The following is a 15,866-nucleotide window of genomic DNA, read 5'->3' as shown; positions in this document are numbered from 1 at the left end:
CTAAATGAGCCTGCCGAGCGGCCCGAGCTCGATATTCAGTTCGTCGCGCCGCAGGCCGAACTGCTGCGACAGATCCTCGATCGCCGCCGCGGCCAGCATCAGGGTCCGTCCGAGATTTTCTTCCTGTTCGTCGGTCAGACTGTTCGCTTCGACGCGGCGGACCGCCTGCATTTCCATCAGTCGCCGGAGAAATTCGAGGATCGTCAGCACCAGGCGCGCGAGATCCTGGCGGACCTGGTCGGGATTGATCTCCACCCTCCCGGTCAACGCCTCGGCCAGTTTCTCCACGCCCGCCGCTTGCAAGGCATCTTCAAAATCTGTCATGCGTGATGCCGTCCAATGGGGAGACCGATCGACGCCAGCACCCGGGCAGCCGTCGCGAATGGGGGAAGCGGTCCTTCGACGACGCCGGGCTGCGTCCCGGCAGATGCGAGCTCAATCAGGCAGCCGCCGAGGGCCGCCGCATCGATCGCAGCACAGCTCAGAATCCCTTCCGCCACGCCCTGCTCGACGCGTACCGACGGTAGATCGAACCGCCGGTCACGCGCGGCTGCGGACAGCCGGCGCGCCAGATGCGAGGCATGCGAGGGATGTAGCTTCTGCAACTGGCGCAGATAGGCGCGTCCGGCAGATCCAGCCTCGGATCGCGCGGCCTGCGGAGCATCGTCGAAGGTCCGTGCATTGATGCAGAAAGCAAATTCCACGGTCAACTCGATATCGGCGACGGCGAGCCTCAGCCGCTCGATGGCAGTGTCATGCGCGGCCGTGAAGGCCTGCTCGTCGATCGACAATTGCCACGGCACCGGCAGGAACGGCCCGGTCGAGCACCAACGCACCGCTGTCTTGTAGCGGGACGCTCTCACGTCTGCGGCCGCGGGTGGCATGACGGCCAGGACGCCGCGCGCGAGATCGCGCACCGCCACCTCGTCCGCGAGAGGATGGTGGGGAAGCGCAAAGCCGGCGATGAGGGTCATCTCGCCTCCTCCAGCAGTTCGCGGCGCGCACGCGTCATGCGGTCGACCGACGCGACGACGACGTGAAGGCCGATAAAGACGAGATCGATGCCGGCCACGCTGAGGATGAGCTCGCCGTGCACCACAATTCCCTTGTCCAGGATGCGGTCCAGCAGGTCGAGCAGCGAACCGCGATCAGGATCGGAGAAGATGCTTGGCGGCGATCGCAGATTGTCGGTCATTCCTCGCCATGAACCTTCCTGTCGGCTACGAAGGAGTAGGCTGGCCAGGCGCCCGTCACCGTCAGCGTGAGACCCAGCGAACTCGCATCGCACGCATAACTTTGAGCGACCTGCAGAAATGCCCCGACGCCTCGCCGCTCGACGAGGCAGGCCAGATTGAGAAGAAGCGCGCTTGACGCGCGGTCGTCGGACAAAGGTTGCTGGGCGACGCAGACTTGGCCGAGCACCTCGCGCACGGCGGCCGCGAACGTCTGCCTCGCTTCCGAGGCTCGCCGGTCCTGGGCGCGCTTGTCGACACGACTGCGCAGATAGTCGCGGCCGTTCGTGGGCTTCACATCCCTGACAGTGTCCGCGGTCGCGATCTGCGCGATCCGCACCCCGAATTCGAGCCTTCCGGCGATGCGTTCCAGCGCAGCTCGTACCTGCGGCTCGGCCTGGTCGCAGATCCCGGACATGGCGGTCAATGAGCTCGCGAACGTGCCGAACTTCAGTGGAACGATGTCCATCGTTGCCGCGACCTCGCCCAGCCTTGCTGCATGCATCAACGCCAGTGCCGTAATGGCCTGAGGATCCTCGAGCGCGGCGGCCTGAGCCGGCGTCAGGCGCGATGCGAGAGCGACGACGTCCGTCGTGCGGCCTTCGCCGATCACCGCGCATGCATGTTGCCGCAGCAGTTCGTCGACGGCGCCGGGCGTGCGCCCGAGCATGAAGCCATGCACGATGATGGGAGGCGCGCTGGTCATATCGCTCTCTTGAGATCACCGTCGCGCCGGATCGACGCGAGCGCCGCGACCTTGCCGTTGGCAGTCTGTTTGGAGTGGACGCGGATCAGAAGATCATACGCCGTCTTGATGTCGGTCATATCCGGAATGTCGCGGGCCTGCGGCGACGAGGCTGCCATGTCGGGATGCGCGGCGCGCGCATTGCGTAGATAGGCAAGCCGGATCGCCTCTGCATTTGCCTGCGCGGTGATGCCGAGAAGCCTGCGCGCGGCGCGAATCGCGGGCTCCGAGGGCACGTCGACGCAGACGCTCGCGAAAGAGACCGGCGGCAACGGACCGGTGACGCGGATCGTCAGCGCGTCCGGCGCAATCGCATCGATGCCGGCCAGTACGTCATCGAGAGCGACCTCCTCCGACCTCTCGATCAGGACAACGAGGTTCGCCACGTCGCGGTCGCCACCGCCCGGCAGCGTCAGGCACTCCTTGAAATGCGTCGACAGCGCTGTGATCACGCGCGTCGCGAGGTCCTGCCTCGCGCGCTCGGGCGAGGACGGCTCAACGCCCGGGAAGCGCGCGGGATCCCAGCTGATCCGGACCTGAAACTGAACGCGCGAGCCGAACGCGTCGAGTTCGCGGCGCAATCCATCGGCGGAGGCTGCCAGGAACGCCGCGACATCGGTCGCGTCGTCCAGCGCCGCGTCTCCTGCGGCCGGAAGCAGCGGCCCGAGCTTGATCAGCGCCTCCAGCCTGCGTTGTTCGGCGGTGAGCCCCTCGATCAGCCGCTTCCGCGAGCGGTTCCGGAGCCAGCTGCTGCGCGACGCGCCGACCGCAACGGCCGCAAGCCCGCAAGCCTCGATCAGCTTGACACCTTCGAGATCGCCCGCGTCGCGACCGAGCTCGATGCGGCGGGCCGTCGCTGCATCCGTGATGCCGACAAGTCGAAGGCTCATCGCGACGTTTCCCTTTGCTCCTGAAGCGCCGGCGGGCGCCGGTCGACGGCCGCGAACGCAGCCTCGAAGTCCTCCGCCCCGAGCACCGGCTCGAAGCTGTCGGCATCGACGCTGCGCCTCAGGCAGGCGCGCGCAGCGGTATGAACGAGATTGGCGAGCTCGGCGCCCGTGTAGCCCGATGTGCGCATCGCCAGATGCTCGATGCGCACATCGGGAGTGACGGCCACCTTCGACACATAGATGGCGAGGATGGCTTGTCGGGCCGCGGCATCCGGCAGCGGCATCTGGATGATGTGGTCGAAACGGCCCGGCCGCAGCAGCGCCGGATCGACGCAATCGATGCGATTCGTCGCGCCGAGCAGGAACACGTTCTTGAATTCCTCGATGCCGTCGATCTCGGTCAGGAGCTGCGAGACGATGCGGTCCATCGTGCCGCCGTCCGTGCCGCTGCGCGCGGGCGCGATGGCATCGATCTCGTCGAAGAAAATGATGGTCGGCGCGGAGGAGCGCGCGCGGGAGAACACGTCGCGGACGGCGCGCTCGGATTCTCCGAGGAACTGATTCAGGAGCTGCGGGCCGCGAACGGAAATGAAGTTGACGCCTGCTTCCGTCGCCAGCGCCTTGGCCAGCAGCGTCTTGCCCGTTCCCGGCGCGCCATGCAGCAGGACGCCCTTGGCGGGCTGCAGGTTGAGCGCGGCAAACCGGTCGGCATGCAGGATCGGCCAGACCACCGCCTCGATCAGCGTCTGCCTGATCTTGTCCAGCCCGCCAACCATGTCCCACGACACGTTCGGCACGTCGGCGAGAAACTCGCGCAGCGCGCTCGGCCGCGTCTCCGCGAATCCCGTGTCGAAGTCGGCGGCGGTCACGAACAGGCTGCCGACATCGACATCCTCGATCGCGCCGGTGAGCTTGGCGACGCGGCGCAGAGCAGCCATGCCGGCCTCCCGGCACAGCGCGGCGAGATCGGCGCCGACATAGCCGTGCGATATGCGCGCGATATGATCGAGATCGACATCCTGCGACAGCGGCATGGTCTTGCTGTGCACCTCGAGAATCTGTCGCCGTCCCTGCTGGTCAGGCGCGCCGAAGCGAATCTCGCGGTCGAAGCGGCCGGGCCGCCGTAGCGCCGGATCGATACTATCAGGCAGGTTGGTCGCGCCGATCACGGTGACCGCACCGCGCGAGCGGATGCCGTCCATCAAGGTCAGCAACTGGCCGACGATGCGACGCTCGACCTGCCGGTCGCCGCTCAATCCTTCGCGCTTGGGCGCGATCGCATCGAGCTCGTCGAGGAATACGATGGAAGGCGCCTTCGCCCTCGCCTGCTCGAACACCGACCGCAGCTGCGCCTCCGACTCGCCGTAGTGCTTGGCGACGATCTCCGGACCGCTGATCTGGAAGAAGCTGCACTTGTTCTCATAGGCGATGGCGCGCGCGAGCAGGGTCTTGCCGGTGCCGGGCGGGCCGGAGAAGAGGATGCCGCGCGGCGGGTCGATGCCGACGCGTTCGAACAGCTCCGGCTGCCGCAGCGGCAGTTCGACCATCTCGCGCACCCGCTGCAGCTCCTGGTCGACGCCACCCAGATCCTCGTAGGTGATGCTGCGGTCGGCGTCGCCCACCTCGCGCGCGGATATGTCCAGCCGTGTTTCCGTGGTGATCAGCACGGGGCCGCTGGGCCGCGTCGCGGTGACCTCGCAGCTCGTGCTGTTGCCGCCCATCAGCGGCAGGCGAATGCTGTCGCCCGCAGTGATCGGGATGTGCTCCAGCGCGGCGACGACCCGGCTCTTGCCGCCGCTCGACAGGCTCGCGCCGGTCACGCTCAGGGTCACGCTGGTGGCCGCATTCGGCTGCGCCAGCGACAGCGTGACGGACTCGCCGATCTGCACGCCGGCATTGCGCCGGATGATGCCGTCGAGAACGACGATGCCCTTGCCTCGGAGACTCTCGTTGAGAAACAGGATGCGCGCATGGGTCTCGCGATTGCCGCGGATCCGCGCGACGTCGCCGGCCACCATGCCGAGCAGACGCGCGTCAGCGGGATCGATGCGAACGATGCCGCGGCCGACCACGCCGGCCGCAGCCTCCTTGACGACCCTGGTCAGCTCGGTTCCGGCGGCCCGCTGGGCGTCCGTGATCATTTCTTTTCCCCCGCCGCCATCCGCTCAGCCGCGGCCTGCAGCCGCCGGACCAGGTCGATCTCGATGGTCTCGAACTCTTCCTCGGTGAGCTCGCCCTTGAGCAGGCGTTGCTCGAGCGCGGCGAGGTGCTGCTTGAGCGCTTCCGTGTCGTCCATCTGCGCCTGGACGGCGTCATCGATCTTCTCGCCGACCCATTCGACGAAGTTCAGGGGCCCGAGAACCGGAGCGGTCAGCAGCTTGAACAGCATGGCTCATCCTCCGGCGTTGCCGGCGTCATCCCAGTTCAGACTCGCGCGCACGAAATTGTAAGGCGGCACCGGCGCCAGATAGCTGACGTCACAGCGCGCATCGCGCGCCTTCTGAAACGACGCCACCAGATCAAACAGCTGCGGCTCTGCCTCCGCTGCGACCAGGCAGGCCAGGCGCACCACGATCATGTCGTCGGTCACCGGCAGCTCCTTGTGCTTGACGCAGAGCGGCGCGATCGCATGCAAAATCTCGTTATGGTCGCTGGCGTTCTTCTGCCGGATGATCTTCTCGACCTGCTGCCCGATGGCGACCCGCTGGTGATAGGACTGCACCTCGTCCGCGCTGACCAGCTCGCGGCCACGGCGCCCGATCTCCGGCCGCTCGGAGGCGATCTCCTCGAACAGCCCGTCGCGCTTGAAGCGGACGGTGATCCCGACCTCGATTCGGCCGTCGAGCTCTGCGAGCAATGCAAGCAGATGCGCCTCGCGCGGCGCGATCGCCTTTGCCGCGATCTCGAAGGAGTCGAGAACGACGCCGAACTGCATCGGCAGCACGGTGACCTGGTTCAGGAGAAGCTCTTCGAGAACCTTGGTATGGCTGATCGTATTGCGCCGGATCGGCAGGATCTCCGCATCGGCGATCGGGCTCATCACCAGCCCCAGCGCGCCGATCCGCCGAGTCTCGACCGGTCCGGCCTCGATGCCGACGGGGCGCGCGACGATGTCGATGGCCGCATCAGCGTGGACGATACCATACACATAGATACGGGCTGCCATTTGCGTCTCCGATGAGTGCAGCAACAGGACATCGCCGCCGACCGGGCGGCCTGCGGATCGTCCGCGCGGGTTCGCGTCAGACCTTTCGAAGCGACACCTGAAGGATGCCGTTGCGGAGCGACGTCTGCCGGCTCTCAGGATCGACCGCCTGTTCAAGCGGGAAGGCGGCCCGATAGCGCTTCGGACCAGAGGTCTCGACGACCAACTCCTGTCCGGCGATGGTCACCTGGATCTGGTCTTCCGCGACTCCGGGCAATTCGATGGTGTAGACGATCTGGTCATCCTCGCTATGAACCTCCGCCAGCGGCTCGCGCGCGGTGTCGACATCGGACCCGGTCTTCCGCCCGGGATTGAATTCGCTGTTCGGCGGCCGCGCACGCGACGGGCGCTGGCCGAGAATCCCCGATCGGACGCTGTATCCCATCACGCCCTTGAGCGGCCCGCCGGGCGTGTTGATCTCGAATTCGTGCTGGCCGGCCCCGTCGGTGCCCTCGCCCGCGCCCTGCAGCTTTTCCTTGAGCGTTTCGGCGAGATCGCCCAATCGCCTGCCCATCTCTTCGAGTGACTTGAACCCGGAGAGGTCGTCGTCGGACCGCCGCTTCATGTTTGACTCTCCTCTTTTGTTCGTTGATCAGGTCGACGGAACGACCATGCCTTCCATGCGCTTTTCAAGAATGGCGAGCCGGCCGCGCAGCCTGCGGTTCTCATCCTCGAGGCCGCTGGTCTTGCCGGACAACATGGGATCGCTCTCCCACCAATTGATGCCGATCTCCTTCGCCTTATCGACCGTCGTCACCAGAAGACGAAGGCGGATGGTCAGCAGTTCGATCCCGACGAGCGAGACCGAGATGTCGCCGGCGATCACGATGCCCTTGTCCAGCACCCGTTCCAGAATGTCGGCGAGCCCGTCGGATCGTATCGAGTGCTGCATGGGCCGCTCCTGATCAGCCTGCTGATCTCAGCGCACGCGATACTCGCTCGAACGCCATCACTTCTCCGGTCTCGCTGAACTTCATCAGGTAGCGGGCGATGACGTCATTGTCCGCGATCTTGCCCTTCTGCTCGGTGACCTCGACCTCGACGGTCCAGCCATCGCCCTCGTGACAGCAGCGCGAGACTGTCTCCACCGGAACCTCGAGCAGGTCGCGGGCCGCTGTCCGTGCGAGCTTCGTCAATTCGATCGGTGTCATGTCGTCACCCGTTTCGTCGGCGCGGCGGCGGAGGGGCTGGCTTGGCCACGGCGGTCGGCTTCTCGCCGAGCGCATTCCGCTCCATCAGATACTGGATCCGCTTGTCGACGCCCTTCAGCGCCTCGAGGGTCGACGTGTAGCGAGCGAGATATTGCGCAACGGCCTGCGCGAGCCGCTCGCGCTCATATTCGAGCCTGACGATCTCGGTCGCAGCCTCGGTCCTCGACTTGCTCCCGCCGACCGATGGAAGCGGCCGCCGCGGTATCTGAGCCCGCATCATCCGCTGCATGACTGATCACCTTCGGACGGCGTGGACCGGCAGACCTGCTCGATGATGTCCGACAATTCGCGCTGGAAGCCCTCGCGCTGCTCCGGATCCATCGACCGGCTCGGCGCCTTCGCCTCCAGCACGTCGAAACAGAGCTGCATGAAGTGCGGGTCGTCGACATCGGGAACGAAATCCTCGTTGTGCGCGACGCGGGCGATGATGATCGCGCTTCTGATCGAGGGCAGCTGCAGCAGCCGCTTCGACTGACGCACCGCGCGAACGATGTCGACTGCGACTTCGGCGAGATGGAATGACGCGCCCGATCGCGCCATGACGATGCCGATCTCGGCATCGCGACGGTGATGATCGAAGTCGAAGGTGATCACCCGATCGATCAACGCATCCTGCGGCTGGCTGATGCCGGCGTAGTCCTCCGGATTGGAGGTGAGAATGACTCGGAATTCCGGGTGCGCGGCCTCGTAGCGGTCGGCCCTGGCGCGTCCGGAAATGATGACCATCCGCTCCTCGAGCGCCATCAGCAATGGATTGTTGGCCTGCGGCGGCGATCGCGTGAACTCGTCATAGATCAGCGTGTAGCCGCTCATGATCGCGGTCGTCAGCGCATTGTCGGTCCAGACGATGCCCGTCTCGGTTTCGACCCGGCGGACGCTCGAGACGTAGCGATCGACGATCTGCTTGGTGCGGACACCCGTCTGTTCGCCGATCAGGCTGGCGGAGGTTGCGGCGCTGTCACCGACGATCATGCAGACGGGACGTCCCCATTCGGCCGCGACGGCCATCGCCAAGGTCGTCTTGCCCGTGCCTGCGGGTCCCCTGAAATGGATCGGAGCGCCGGCGCGAAGATATCTCAACGAACGCTCCTTCAGCGACCGCAGGCCATCGTCGAGAAAAAGGCTCGATCGCGCGTGCAGCTTGACCACGCCGGCATGCTCGCCTTCGAGCTTTTCGATCTGCACCATGGAATTATCATGCCGTTGCGCAGCGCTGGATTCCGAAGCCGACCTCACGCACGCCTCCAATTGATTCTCGACGATCGGACGGCTGCTTCGTACTAGAAACGAACGTCCCCGCTCTCGGAACACATTAGATAACGCATGGTTAGTGCCTTGTTACGGAGCGATACTACGAAGGTGATGAGCGAACCGTACCTTTGTGTATCCGAATCGCCGAAGACTGCGGCAGGCCGGTCCACGAATCACTTTTCAAGCCTGCCGTCAAAGGGCGGCGCAACCTTCACGCCGCATGCACCTTACATGAAACGTGATTCTACACCGTCGCTTCGACGGTCTCCGCGGACGGCTTACGGTGTTCGGACCCGGTCCGGTGCGCGGATCTCGTTCGCGTCAGGGGCCGTCCGTTCCGCGAGACACGACCCTGCTGCGACGTCGGCACGAGCGAAGATCTGACCTCGATCAATGCATCCACGAGCTTCGCGATATCTTCGTCCGTGTGCTGAGGTGTCGGCGTGAGACGCAGCCGCTCCGTGCCGCGCGGAACAGTCGGATAGTTGATGGGTTGAACGTAGATGTCGTGAAGGTCCAACAGCCTGTCGCTCATCTGTTTGCACAGGCGGGGCTCTCCCACCATGATCGGCACGATGTGGCTGGGATTCTCCAGATGAGCGATCCCCGCCTGGTCGAGCTTCTTCCGCAGCAGCGACACCCTGTTCTGGTGGCGCGCGCGTCGACGGCCATCTCGCCTGAGCAGCTTGATGCTTTCGAGCGCGCCCGCTGCCACGCTCGGCGGCAGCGCCGTCGAGAAGATGAAGCCGGATGCGAAGCTGCGGATGAAATCGCAGAGGTCTCGAGACCCGGCGATGTAACCGCCGACGACGCCGAATGCCTTGGCGAGCGTTCCCTCGATCATGGTCAGCCGGTCGCGAACGCCGTGAAGCTCGGAGATACCCCCGCCCTCGTGACCGTACAGCCCGACGGCGTGAACCTCGTCAAGATAGGTCATGGCCCCGTGGGCGTCGGCGACGTCACAGATATCGGAGATCGGCGCGATGTCGCCGTCCATCGAATAGACCGACTCGAACACCACGATCTTGGGCACGCGCGCCTCGACCGCAGCCAGTTTCGCTCGCAGGTCAGCGACATCATTGTGCTTGAAGATCCGTACCTCGCAGCGGCTGTGCCGGATGCCCTCGATGATCGAGGCATGGTTGAGCTCGTCGGAGAACATCACGCAGTTCGGCAGTCTTGCACCGAGCGTGCCGAGCGTCGCCCAATTCGAGGCGTAGCCCGAGTTGAACAACAGCGCGGCCGGTTTGCCGTGGAGCGCGGCGAGTTCCGCCTCCAGCATGACGTGAGCATGACTCGTGCCGGAGATGTTGCGCGTGCCTCCGGCGCCGGCGCCGCTGCGATCGAGAGCGCGGTGCATCGCACCGAGCACCTGCGGGTTCTCACCCATGCCGAGATAGTCGTTGGAGCACCAGATCGTCACGACTTTCGCAACGCCGTCCCGGCGGTAGATCGCCCGTGGAAATGCGCCCACCATGCGCTCGAGATCGGCAAAGACGCGGTATGCGCCCTCGCCGCGCAATTCGGCCAGGGAGCCGCGGAACATCGCCTCGTAATCCATTTGCGTCTCCGGGGGATCTATGTGCATCAGCGATGCGGCGGTCCATCAATCGACATGCGCGAGCGCGCCGCGGGCGGCAGCGTCGCTGCGACTTTCGCCAGGCGATGGCGGCGCCGGGAAGAGCCAGCCGTCGATGAAATCGCGGGCGAGATCGACTCCGACGCATCCGGCGAGCATCCGGAACGTATGCTCATTGCTGCGCTGAGCCTCGATGTATTTGCGCTGGGCGACCTGCATCTCGGCCTCGGCCGCCGTCGCAAGGTGCGCGTCGAGATAGTACGCCAAAGCGGAACGCCCGAGCGCGACGACGCTGGCGACCTCGTGCCTGGATGCCGGGCGGATGGCGAGCGCGCTGCGCGAGAAAATCGACGCCGCCCAGGCCGGCAGGATGCGCGTCTCTCTGAAATTTGCTCTTTGGGCAGCGCTCGCCTCGGACCAGCCGTCGATGATCGCGTTCGCTGCCATAGTCGTTGGCGACAGGTCGAGAAAGGCACCGGTCGCCTTCTTGCGGCCGGCGATGATGTCGAAGCCGAAAATCGGCGCCGCGCGGTCGAAATGCGGAAAGATGCAGACATGAACGACGCCGATCTGCTCGCCGATCGAGAACGACTCGACATGCGCGTGGCGGAAGCGGCCGCCGACGAAGACGTCGTTGCGCCAGGTGATCTCCTTCTGCAGTGTGCCCTCGGCGATCGCGGCAGCGTGGAAATCGGGTACGCGTACGCGCTCCAGCGCCGGCACGGCGCGCAAATCCGCCGCGAAGTCTTCGGCCGCGTGCTGCAGATCGCAGATCAAGTCGTCGCCGTCGTCCCCATCACTCATTGATCGGCAGCCATCCAGCGGTCGAGCGCCGAGAAGGTCCGCTGCGCGCCGTCGATCATCTTGTCCAGATCGAGGTTCTGATCGTCGACCGCCCGGCTCATCGCCTTCTTGAAGGCTTGCCATTTTGCTCCGACGTCGGTCCCATACGGAGAATAGAACGACGCGCCATTGCCGCTCGTGACCTTCAGAGTCTGCAGCAGCGATCGCGCGATGAGCTGCCCTCCCATCGTGGAGCCCTCGATCACGTAGATGCAGCCCCACGCCTGCTCGACGGCATCGAAGGGCGCGAAATCGGCGTAAGCCGCCCGGTCGGGAGCGGGCGCCTGCAGGGCAGCGAGATCGGCGAACAGCAAGGCGGCCTTGCCGGCGCGGGCTTCAAGCTCGAGGGCGGCAGGAAGCTGCTCGGCCCAACGCAGCCACTCGCGTTCGACAGGCACATAGAAGGCGGTGAGCCTGCGCAGGATACCGGCATATTCGGATCGCGTCAGATCGTCCGCCAACAGCCGCTTCAGGCAGCCGTTCTTCTCGATCGATTCGTGCGCGGCGCGGGTCTCGTTTCGCAGCCGCAGCCACACGGTGTTCTCGTCATGACGGGAGCCTCCGACGGGCCGTGCATGGTCGGTCAAATTCTGCAGCGTGCTCATGTCTTGCAGCCTTGGATGTTACTGTCGTTCTTCGCGCGGCGGTGTGAATCGTGGCCCAACGGCCGAGATCGGCGCCGAACAGCTGCGCGGTGGTGTCATCGCTGCACGCGAGCCTGCGCGCCTTGGCCGGCGTAGTCGTCGCTTTGTCTCGGGATCGAGATCACGGCGACCACGCCGGGTCCGACTTCTGGCGGAACACATGTCTTCTGACGTGACGGCTACCACCGGCGAACGCACATTGGTCACGGCAACGATCGTCGCATTCTGCGACAGGCAGACCCGCCCGGGGACGGCGGGGCGGCCGGCTCACGCAATCTCCAGAACTTTTCCGAGATTGGCTTTGTGCATGACGGCCAGCACCTGCTGGTTCGCATTGGACACGCCAAGCGACTTGTTCTTGGACTTTGCCGTCGCGCTCAGGAACATCAGCATTCCCGAACTGGCAGCCTCGATGCTCTGCAGTCCGGAGAAATCGAGCTTGATCTTGCTGACCGACGGATTTGAGAGAACGGGCTCGACCTGCTGCTTGAAGGCCGTCTGAGTGTCGCTGGTCAGGGCGCCGCGGACGACGACCGTCGCCACGTTCCCGGCGGATTGCACTGAAAGAGTGATAGACATAGCGGCGGCCTCACAGGGGTTCGTATTCAGACTTGAAATCGAGCGACCCGGCCAGCCGCGGCGCATCAACGACGTCCATCAGCAGACGTCCCGAACTGGGACCGTAAGATTTCTGGCCCTGTTCCTGGTATCCACCCATGTTCCCCGCGAGTTCGGTGCGCCGCCGCGAGTCTGCCGGCCGACGCCGATCGAGGCTCTTCCGCCACACCGCCGAAATCGCATCGCCAAATTCCGCAGCGAGCCTGACCTCCACTTCGAGCCATGGACGCGAGGCGCCGTCGAGCGGCTGACGATGCAGCGCGAACGATGTCTTCGGCCGGAACATCTTGGGGCTCATCAGCTCCTGCCGGCTCGGCGGCTGGCCCGCCCATTCGGCATCGATCACGTTCTCGGCGCGGAACCAGAGGATGAAGTTGCCGCTCTCGTCACCGAGAGCCGTCGCGACCATGCCGCAAGCCCGAGCCCGAGCCTCGCCGCTGATCGGCAGCATGTCTGGCAAGGCATCCGTGGCGAACACCCGGAAGTTGCTTTCCGCAAGCGACGGCAGGCGATCGCCGAACTGGGCAACGATGCCGCGCACGGTCAGCGAATCCGGGGTCGATCCGATCAGCCGCACGTGAGAGTGCCGTCCGGCCCTGACGATCGCAGCGCCGTCGGCGTCCATCATGTTCAGCAGATCGACTTCGAATTTCTCGAGCGCTGCGGCCGGCTTGGCGGCCTCCTCGTCGACGAAGAACCGCGGCGACAGCGCCGCGAGCTGCGCGGCGACCATCTGGCAGGTCTTCTTGTGGATCCACGATGAATCGGCACGCGACTCGCCGATCTGCTCGATGATCCGACGGCCATTGTCGACCGCCGCAATCAGCTCCGAGGCGATCTTGTAGCGGTCGTCGATCCGCGCCTCCAGCGCCTCCAATTCGATCAGCTTGCTGATGAACATCATCGTCATCTGCTCGATGACCACGCGGCTGTCGTAATTGAGGAATTTGCACTCGAAATTGTGGATGACGAACAGTCCCCAGACGCGGTCGTCGACGTTCACGGGGAAGATCAGGTTGCTCTCGACGCCGAGATTGCGATTATAGCCGTTGTCGCATTCATGGATGCCACGCAGCCAGGCGTCGGTCAGGTCGAGCGTCGAGCCCGTCGGCACGATGCCGCCGTCGGGAGATCGCGTCATCAGCGGCACCGACGGCGAGCCCGACTGCGGCTTCGCACGCGTCTTTCCGGTCGACAGGATTTCCATCGCGTCGGTCGGGATGTCGGAAGCGGCAAAGAAGACGTGCAGGAACGAGGCCGGCAGCCGCGTCGTCTCGGAATGCTTCTCGGCGACGACCTGGCCGTGACCGTGCGAGACGAACTTGTAGAGCTTGACGCGGTCATAGCCGGTCACGAAGTTCATCATCTCGACGGCGCACTGATAAAGCCCGTCGATCGACCGCTGCTTGGCGAGCTGCTCGGTCGCCTCCGCCACCAGCGTCGCGTAGTCGCGCTCCGCCTCGACATACGGCTCGATCTCGATGAAGAGCTTGCCGCTGCGCACGTGGCAGATCGCCTCGAACTTCCGGCCGTTGACCGTCAGCATGGTCGGATTATCGAAGAACATCCGTCCGGGACGAAGGATCTCCAGCATCCGCTCGCGTGACCCGGACTCCTTGAAGATCTCGACCGGGCTGCGGCCGAGCGCGTCGGCCACCGAGATGCCCAGGATCTCCTTCACATTGGCGCTGACATGCTCGATCGCATCGACGCCGTGAGTCAGAACCAGCATCACGCCGTGCGGCTGGCACGACCCGATGCGCGCGACCGGAAGGCTGTCGTGCGCACATGGTGCCGGCCGGCCATTATGAATGCAACTGGCAAGAGTATTCATTGTCCATCTCCGCAGAGCGCAGAGCCTCGCGCTACTGATAAGCATGCCGGCTGATCGACCAGCGGTTTGGACTCACGGTTTCCACTGTTGATGAAGTGGTCTCGGAGCACCGCATCAATATCGGAGCGCTTGGTTAAACCCGGTCTAAGGGTAACACCTGCTTAAGGAGACAAAACGGACTACAAATGTCGCTGCCGTATAAGAACTGATCTCGATCAAATCACCCGCCGAAATATTGTCGTAGGCTAACTTCAACTTCGTGATCGTACTTGCTTTGATGCGACCACCTTATGCATGGCGACCGTCATATGGGGCGTCCAGAAAGCAATCATCGACAATTGATGGGACCATCCTACCGGCAACAGTGGCGCTGCCGGACAATCGGCGATGACTGACGACGTCTCGATCAACGAGATCACCCACCGTAACATCACGCGGACCACACGCGCGTACCTTATGATCGCACGCAACAGTGAGTATGAGTGAAATTGCTGAGCCATATCTGAAGACGGCGAAACTAACCTACTTAAGTGTCACTACCTTGCGGCTATCGACACGGAACCAGAGGATCACTCTAATGGCACTGGCCTCTCGATTCGGAAGGACTACGACCCCACGGCGCCATCAGCCGAGTTCACGTCGATCACCAAAGACACAGTCTTCTGCGCGGATCCTTCGGGAATGCGCGGTCATTCGCATTTGCCGACAGGTTTTGCGCGCGCGGTGACGATTGGTCGAGAGCTTTGCGTTCAAACTTCAGACTGCGGGAATCTTCGTCGAAACGACACATCTCAGCCATGGATGCATCTATGCAGCTTCACGTATCCGCCCGCAATTCGATTTCCGCGAACGCCACGCGACTGAACGACGCAGCAGGGTTGCAGCGAAATCTCGATTCCTTTGCCGGCGGCGGCGTGCTGCTCGACAAGGACGGGACGATCGTCGAGGTCAGCGAGATCTGGAAGCGATGGGCTGCCTTCTGGGGCCTCGGATTGCCGAACTACGGGATCGGCGAGAACTATCTCAAGCATTGCGTCTATAACGATCCGAGCTCGATCGAGATCATCCGGGGACTGAAGCAGTTGCTCGAGCGCAAGATCGATTTCTTCGCGATGCTCTACCCGTGCGAACGGCCGCAGCATCGCGAGTGGTTCCTGATGGTGGGCTTCATCCCCGAGGCGAATAGCGAACTGACCGCCGTGACGCATATCGACTTCTCCAGCGTTCTTCCCGACAAGGCGGAGATGTCGGCGCGTCTGGTGAGCACGGGCGCCGCCGCTCTCGGCCAGATGGAAGAACTCGTGACACGCGTGGTCCGTCGCTCGATCGCCGAAACGATGTCGCGGCCGAAGGCGGCGACGGGGGATGCGCCGGTCCAAGACCAGGGATCTCCCGACAAACGTGCGCTGAGCAAGCTGACGCGCTCTCAGCTGGATATACTTGGGCATCTCGCGATCGGCGCGACCAACCGCGACATCGCAATCGCCCGCGGCATCAGTATCAATACGGTCAAGACCCAGGTGGCGGCTCTGACCCGCACGCTGAAATTCTCGAACCGGACACAGACCGCGTTGTTTGCCGCGCGAAATGGCTACAACAAAGCGTAGGCGGGCTGCTCGCCTGTCTGTGCCGGGAAGCGACGACGTCTGCGGTTCTCGCCGTCCTGTATCGCGGCACAAACCCGACCATGGTCCGGTAAATCACACTTTGGTAGCGCCGCGGCTTATCCACTGCGAAGCAATCTTTTCCTAAAATCGATTCACTGTCTGTGGGACCGCCAGCGACGACGGCTCACCGGTTACGCGCGGCGTCCG

19 protein-coding genes are annotated in these 15,866 nt (G+C 64.2%); 1 reads left to right on the top strand and 18 read right to left on the bottom strand.

What is annotated here, in order from left to right; all coding sequences use genetic code 11:
• The 18 genes from BRADO_RS06005 to BRADO_RS05920 all read right to left on the bottom strand — a co-directional run bounded on the left by BRADO_RS06005 (nt 1) and on the right by BRADO_RS05920 (nt 14,052).
• Nucleotides 1-324, bottom strand: a complete 324-nt coding sequence (locus BRADO_RS06005) for a gas vesicle protein K (RefSeq protein ID WP_157872522.1) — start codon at nt 322-324, stop codon at nt 1-3.
• A complete protein-coding gene (locus tag BRADO_RS06000) occupies nt 321-974 on the bottom strand; it encodes a hypothetical protein (protein WP_011924417.1) in 654 nt (217 codons plus the stop codon). The genes BRADO_RS06005 and BRADO_RS06000 overlap by 4 nt, the downstream gene beginning before the upstream one ends.
• Nucleotides 971-1,195 carry a gas vesicle protein GvpJ gene (gvpJ, locus tag BRADO_RS05995; RefSeq protein ID WP_011924416.1) on the bottom strand — a complete coding sequence of 75 codons (225 nt, stop codon included), beginning with the start codon at nt 1,193-1,195 and terminating at the stop codon, nt 971-973. Before gvpJ ends, BRADO_RS06000 begins: the two co-directional genes overlap by 4 nt.
• Nucleotides 1,192-1,938, bottom strand: a complete 747-nt coding sequence (locus BRADO_RS05990; protein ID WP_011924415.1) for a GvpL/GvpF family gas vesicle protein — start codon at nt 1,936-1,938, stop codon at nt 1,192-1,194. Before BRADO_RS05990 ends, gvpJ begins: the two co-directional genes overlap by 4 nt.
• Nucleotides 1,935-2,867: a GvpL/GvpF family gas vesicle protein gene (locus BRADO_RS05985; RefSeq protein ID WP_011924414.1), complete on the bottom strand. Its 933-nt coding sequence runs from the start codon at nt 2,865-2,867 to the stop codon at nt 1,935-1,937. The genes BRADO_RS05990 and BRADO_RS05985 overlap by 4 nt, the downstream gene beginning before the upstream one ends.
• On the bottom strand, nt 2,864-5,008 hold the full coding sequence (locus tag BRADO_RS05980) for an AAA family ATPase (protein WP_011924413.1): 2,145 nt from the start codon (nt 5,006-5,008) through the stop codon (nt 2,864-2,866). The genes BRADO_RS05985 and BRADO_RS05980 overlap by 4 nt, the downstream gene beginning before the upstream one ends.
• Entirely contained in the window at nt 5,005-5,256 is a 252-nt protein-coding gene (locus tag BRADO_RS05975) for a gas vesicle protein GvpG (RefSeq protein ID WP_011924412.1), read from the bottom strand. Before BRADO_RS05975 ends, BRADO_RS05980 begins: the two co-directional genes overlap by 4 nt.
• A gap of 3 nt (nt 5,257-5,259) precedes the next feature.
• Nucleotides 5,260-6,033: a GvpL/GvpF family gas vesicle protein gene (locus BRADO_RS05970; protein WP_011924411.1), complete on the bottom strand. Its 774-nt coding sequence runs from the start codon at nt 6,031-6,033 to the stop codon at nt 5,260-5,262.
• A 76-nt stretch (nt 6,034-6,109) separates the two neighbouring features.
• Nucleotides 6,110-6,574, bottom strand: coding sequence for an Hsp20/alpha crystallin family protein (locus BRADO_RS05965; protein ID WP_157872521.1), 465 nt, complete (start codon nt 6,572-6,574; stop codon nt 6,110-6,112).
• Between the two features lie 90 nt (nt 6,575-6,664).
• Complete coding sequence (locus tag BRADO_RS05960; protein WP_011924409.1) at nt 6,665-6,964, bottom strand: gas vesicle protein; 300 nt, start codon at nt 6,962-6,964, stop codon at nt 6,665-6,667.
• Nucleotides 6,965-6,977: 13 nt separating this feature from the next.
• Entirely contained in the window at nt 6,978-7,223 is a 246-nt protein-coding gene (gene gvpO, locus BRADO_RS05955; protein ID WP_011924408.1) for a gas vesicle protein GvpO, read from the bottom strand.
• 4 nt (nt 7,224-7,227) lie between these two features.
• Complete coding sequence (locus BRADO_RS05950) at nt 7,228-7,512, bottom strand: hypothetical protein (RefSeq protein ID WP_050780959.1); 285 nt, start codon at nt 7,510-7,512, stop codon at nt 7,228-7,230.
• Nucleotides 7,500-8,471: a gas vesicle protein GvpN gene (gene gvpN / locus BRADO_RS05945; RefSeq protein WP_157872519.1), complete on the bottom strand. Its 972-nt coding sequence runs from the start codon at nt 8,469-8,471 to the stop codon at nt 7,500-7,502. The genes BRADO_RS05950 and gvpN overlap by 13 nt, the downstream gene beginning before the upstream one ends.
• A gap of 307 nt (nt 8,472-8,778) precedes the next feature.
• Nucleotides 8,779-10,095 (bottom strand): 5-aminolevulinate synthase, encoded by a 1,317-nt coding sequence (gene hemA / locus BRADO_RS05940; protein WP_011924405.1) that lies wholly within the window; start codon nt 10,093-10,095, stop codon nt 8,779-8,781.
• A 45-nt stretch (nt 10,096-10,140) separates the two neighbouring features.
• A complete protein-coding gene (locus tag BRADO_RS05935) occupies nt 10,141-10,917 on the bottom strand; it encodes a phycocyanobilin:ferredoxin oxidoreductase PcyA-like (protein WP_011924404.1) in 777 nt (258 codons plus the stop codon).
• Nucleotides 10,914-11,561 (bottom strand): biliverdin-producing heme oxygenase, encoded by a 648-nt coding sequence (locus BRADO_RS05930; protein ID WP_011924403.1) that lies wholly within the window; start codon nt 11,559-11,561, stop codon nt 10,914-10,916. The genes BRADO_RS05935 and BRADO_RS05930 overlap by 4 nt, the downstream gene beginning before the upstream one ends.
• 306 nt (nt 11,562-11,867) lie before the next feature.
• The gene (locus tag BRADO_RS05925; RefSeq protein WP_011924402.1) at nt 11,868-12,179 is read right to left on the bottom strand and encodes an STAS domain-containing protein; all 312 of its coding nucleotides are present in this window, start codon (nt 12,177-12,179) and stop codon (nt 11,868-11,870) included.
• A gap of 10 nt (nt 12,180-12,189) precedes the next feature.
• Nucleotides 12,190-14,052: a GAF domain-containing protein gene (locus BRADO_RS05920; RefSeq protein ID WP_011924401.1), complete on the bottom strand. Its 1,863-nt coding sequence runs from the start codon at nt 14,050-14,052 to the stop codon at nt 12,190-12,192.
• 743 nt (nt 14,053-14,795) lie between these two features.
• Here BRADO_RS05920 and BRADO_RS05915 point away from each other — a divergent pair.
• On the top strand, nt 14,796-15,659 hold the full coding sequence (locus BRADO_RS05915; RefSeq protein ID WP_157872518.1) for a LuxR C-terminal-related transcriptional regulator: 864 nt from the start codon (nt 14,796-14,798) through the stop codon (nt 15,657-15,659).
• Nucleotides 15,660-15,866: the final 207 nt, after the last annotated feature.

The sequence above is a fragment of the Bradyrhizobium sp. ORS 278 genome (assembly GCF_000026145.1).
In the GTDB taxonomy this organism is placed as follows: Bacteria; Pseudomonadota; Alphaproteobacteria; order Rhizobiales; family Xanthobacteraceae; genus Bradyrhizobium.
Note: the sequence above shows the minus strand (reverse complement) of the source record. Positions and strands in the feature narration are given on the sequence as shown.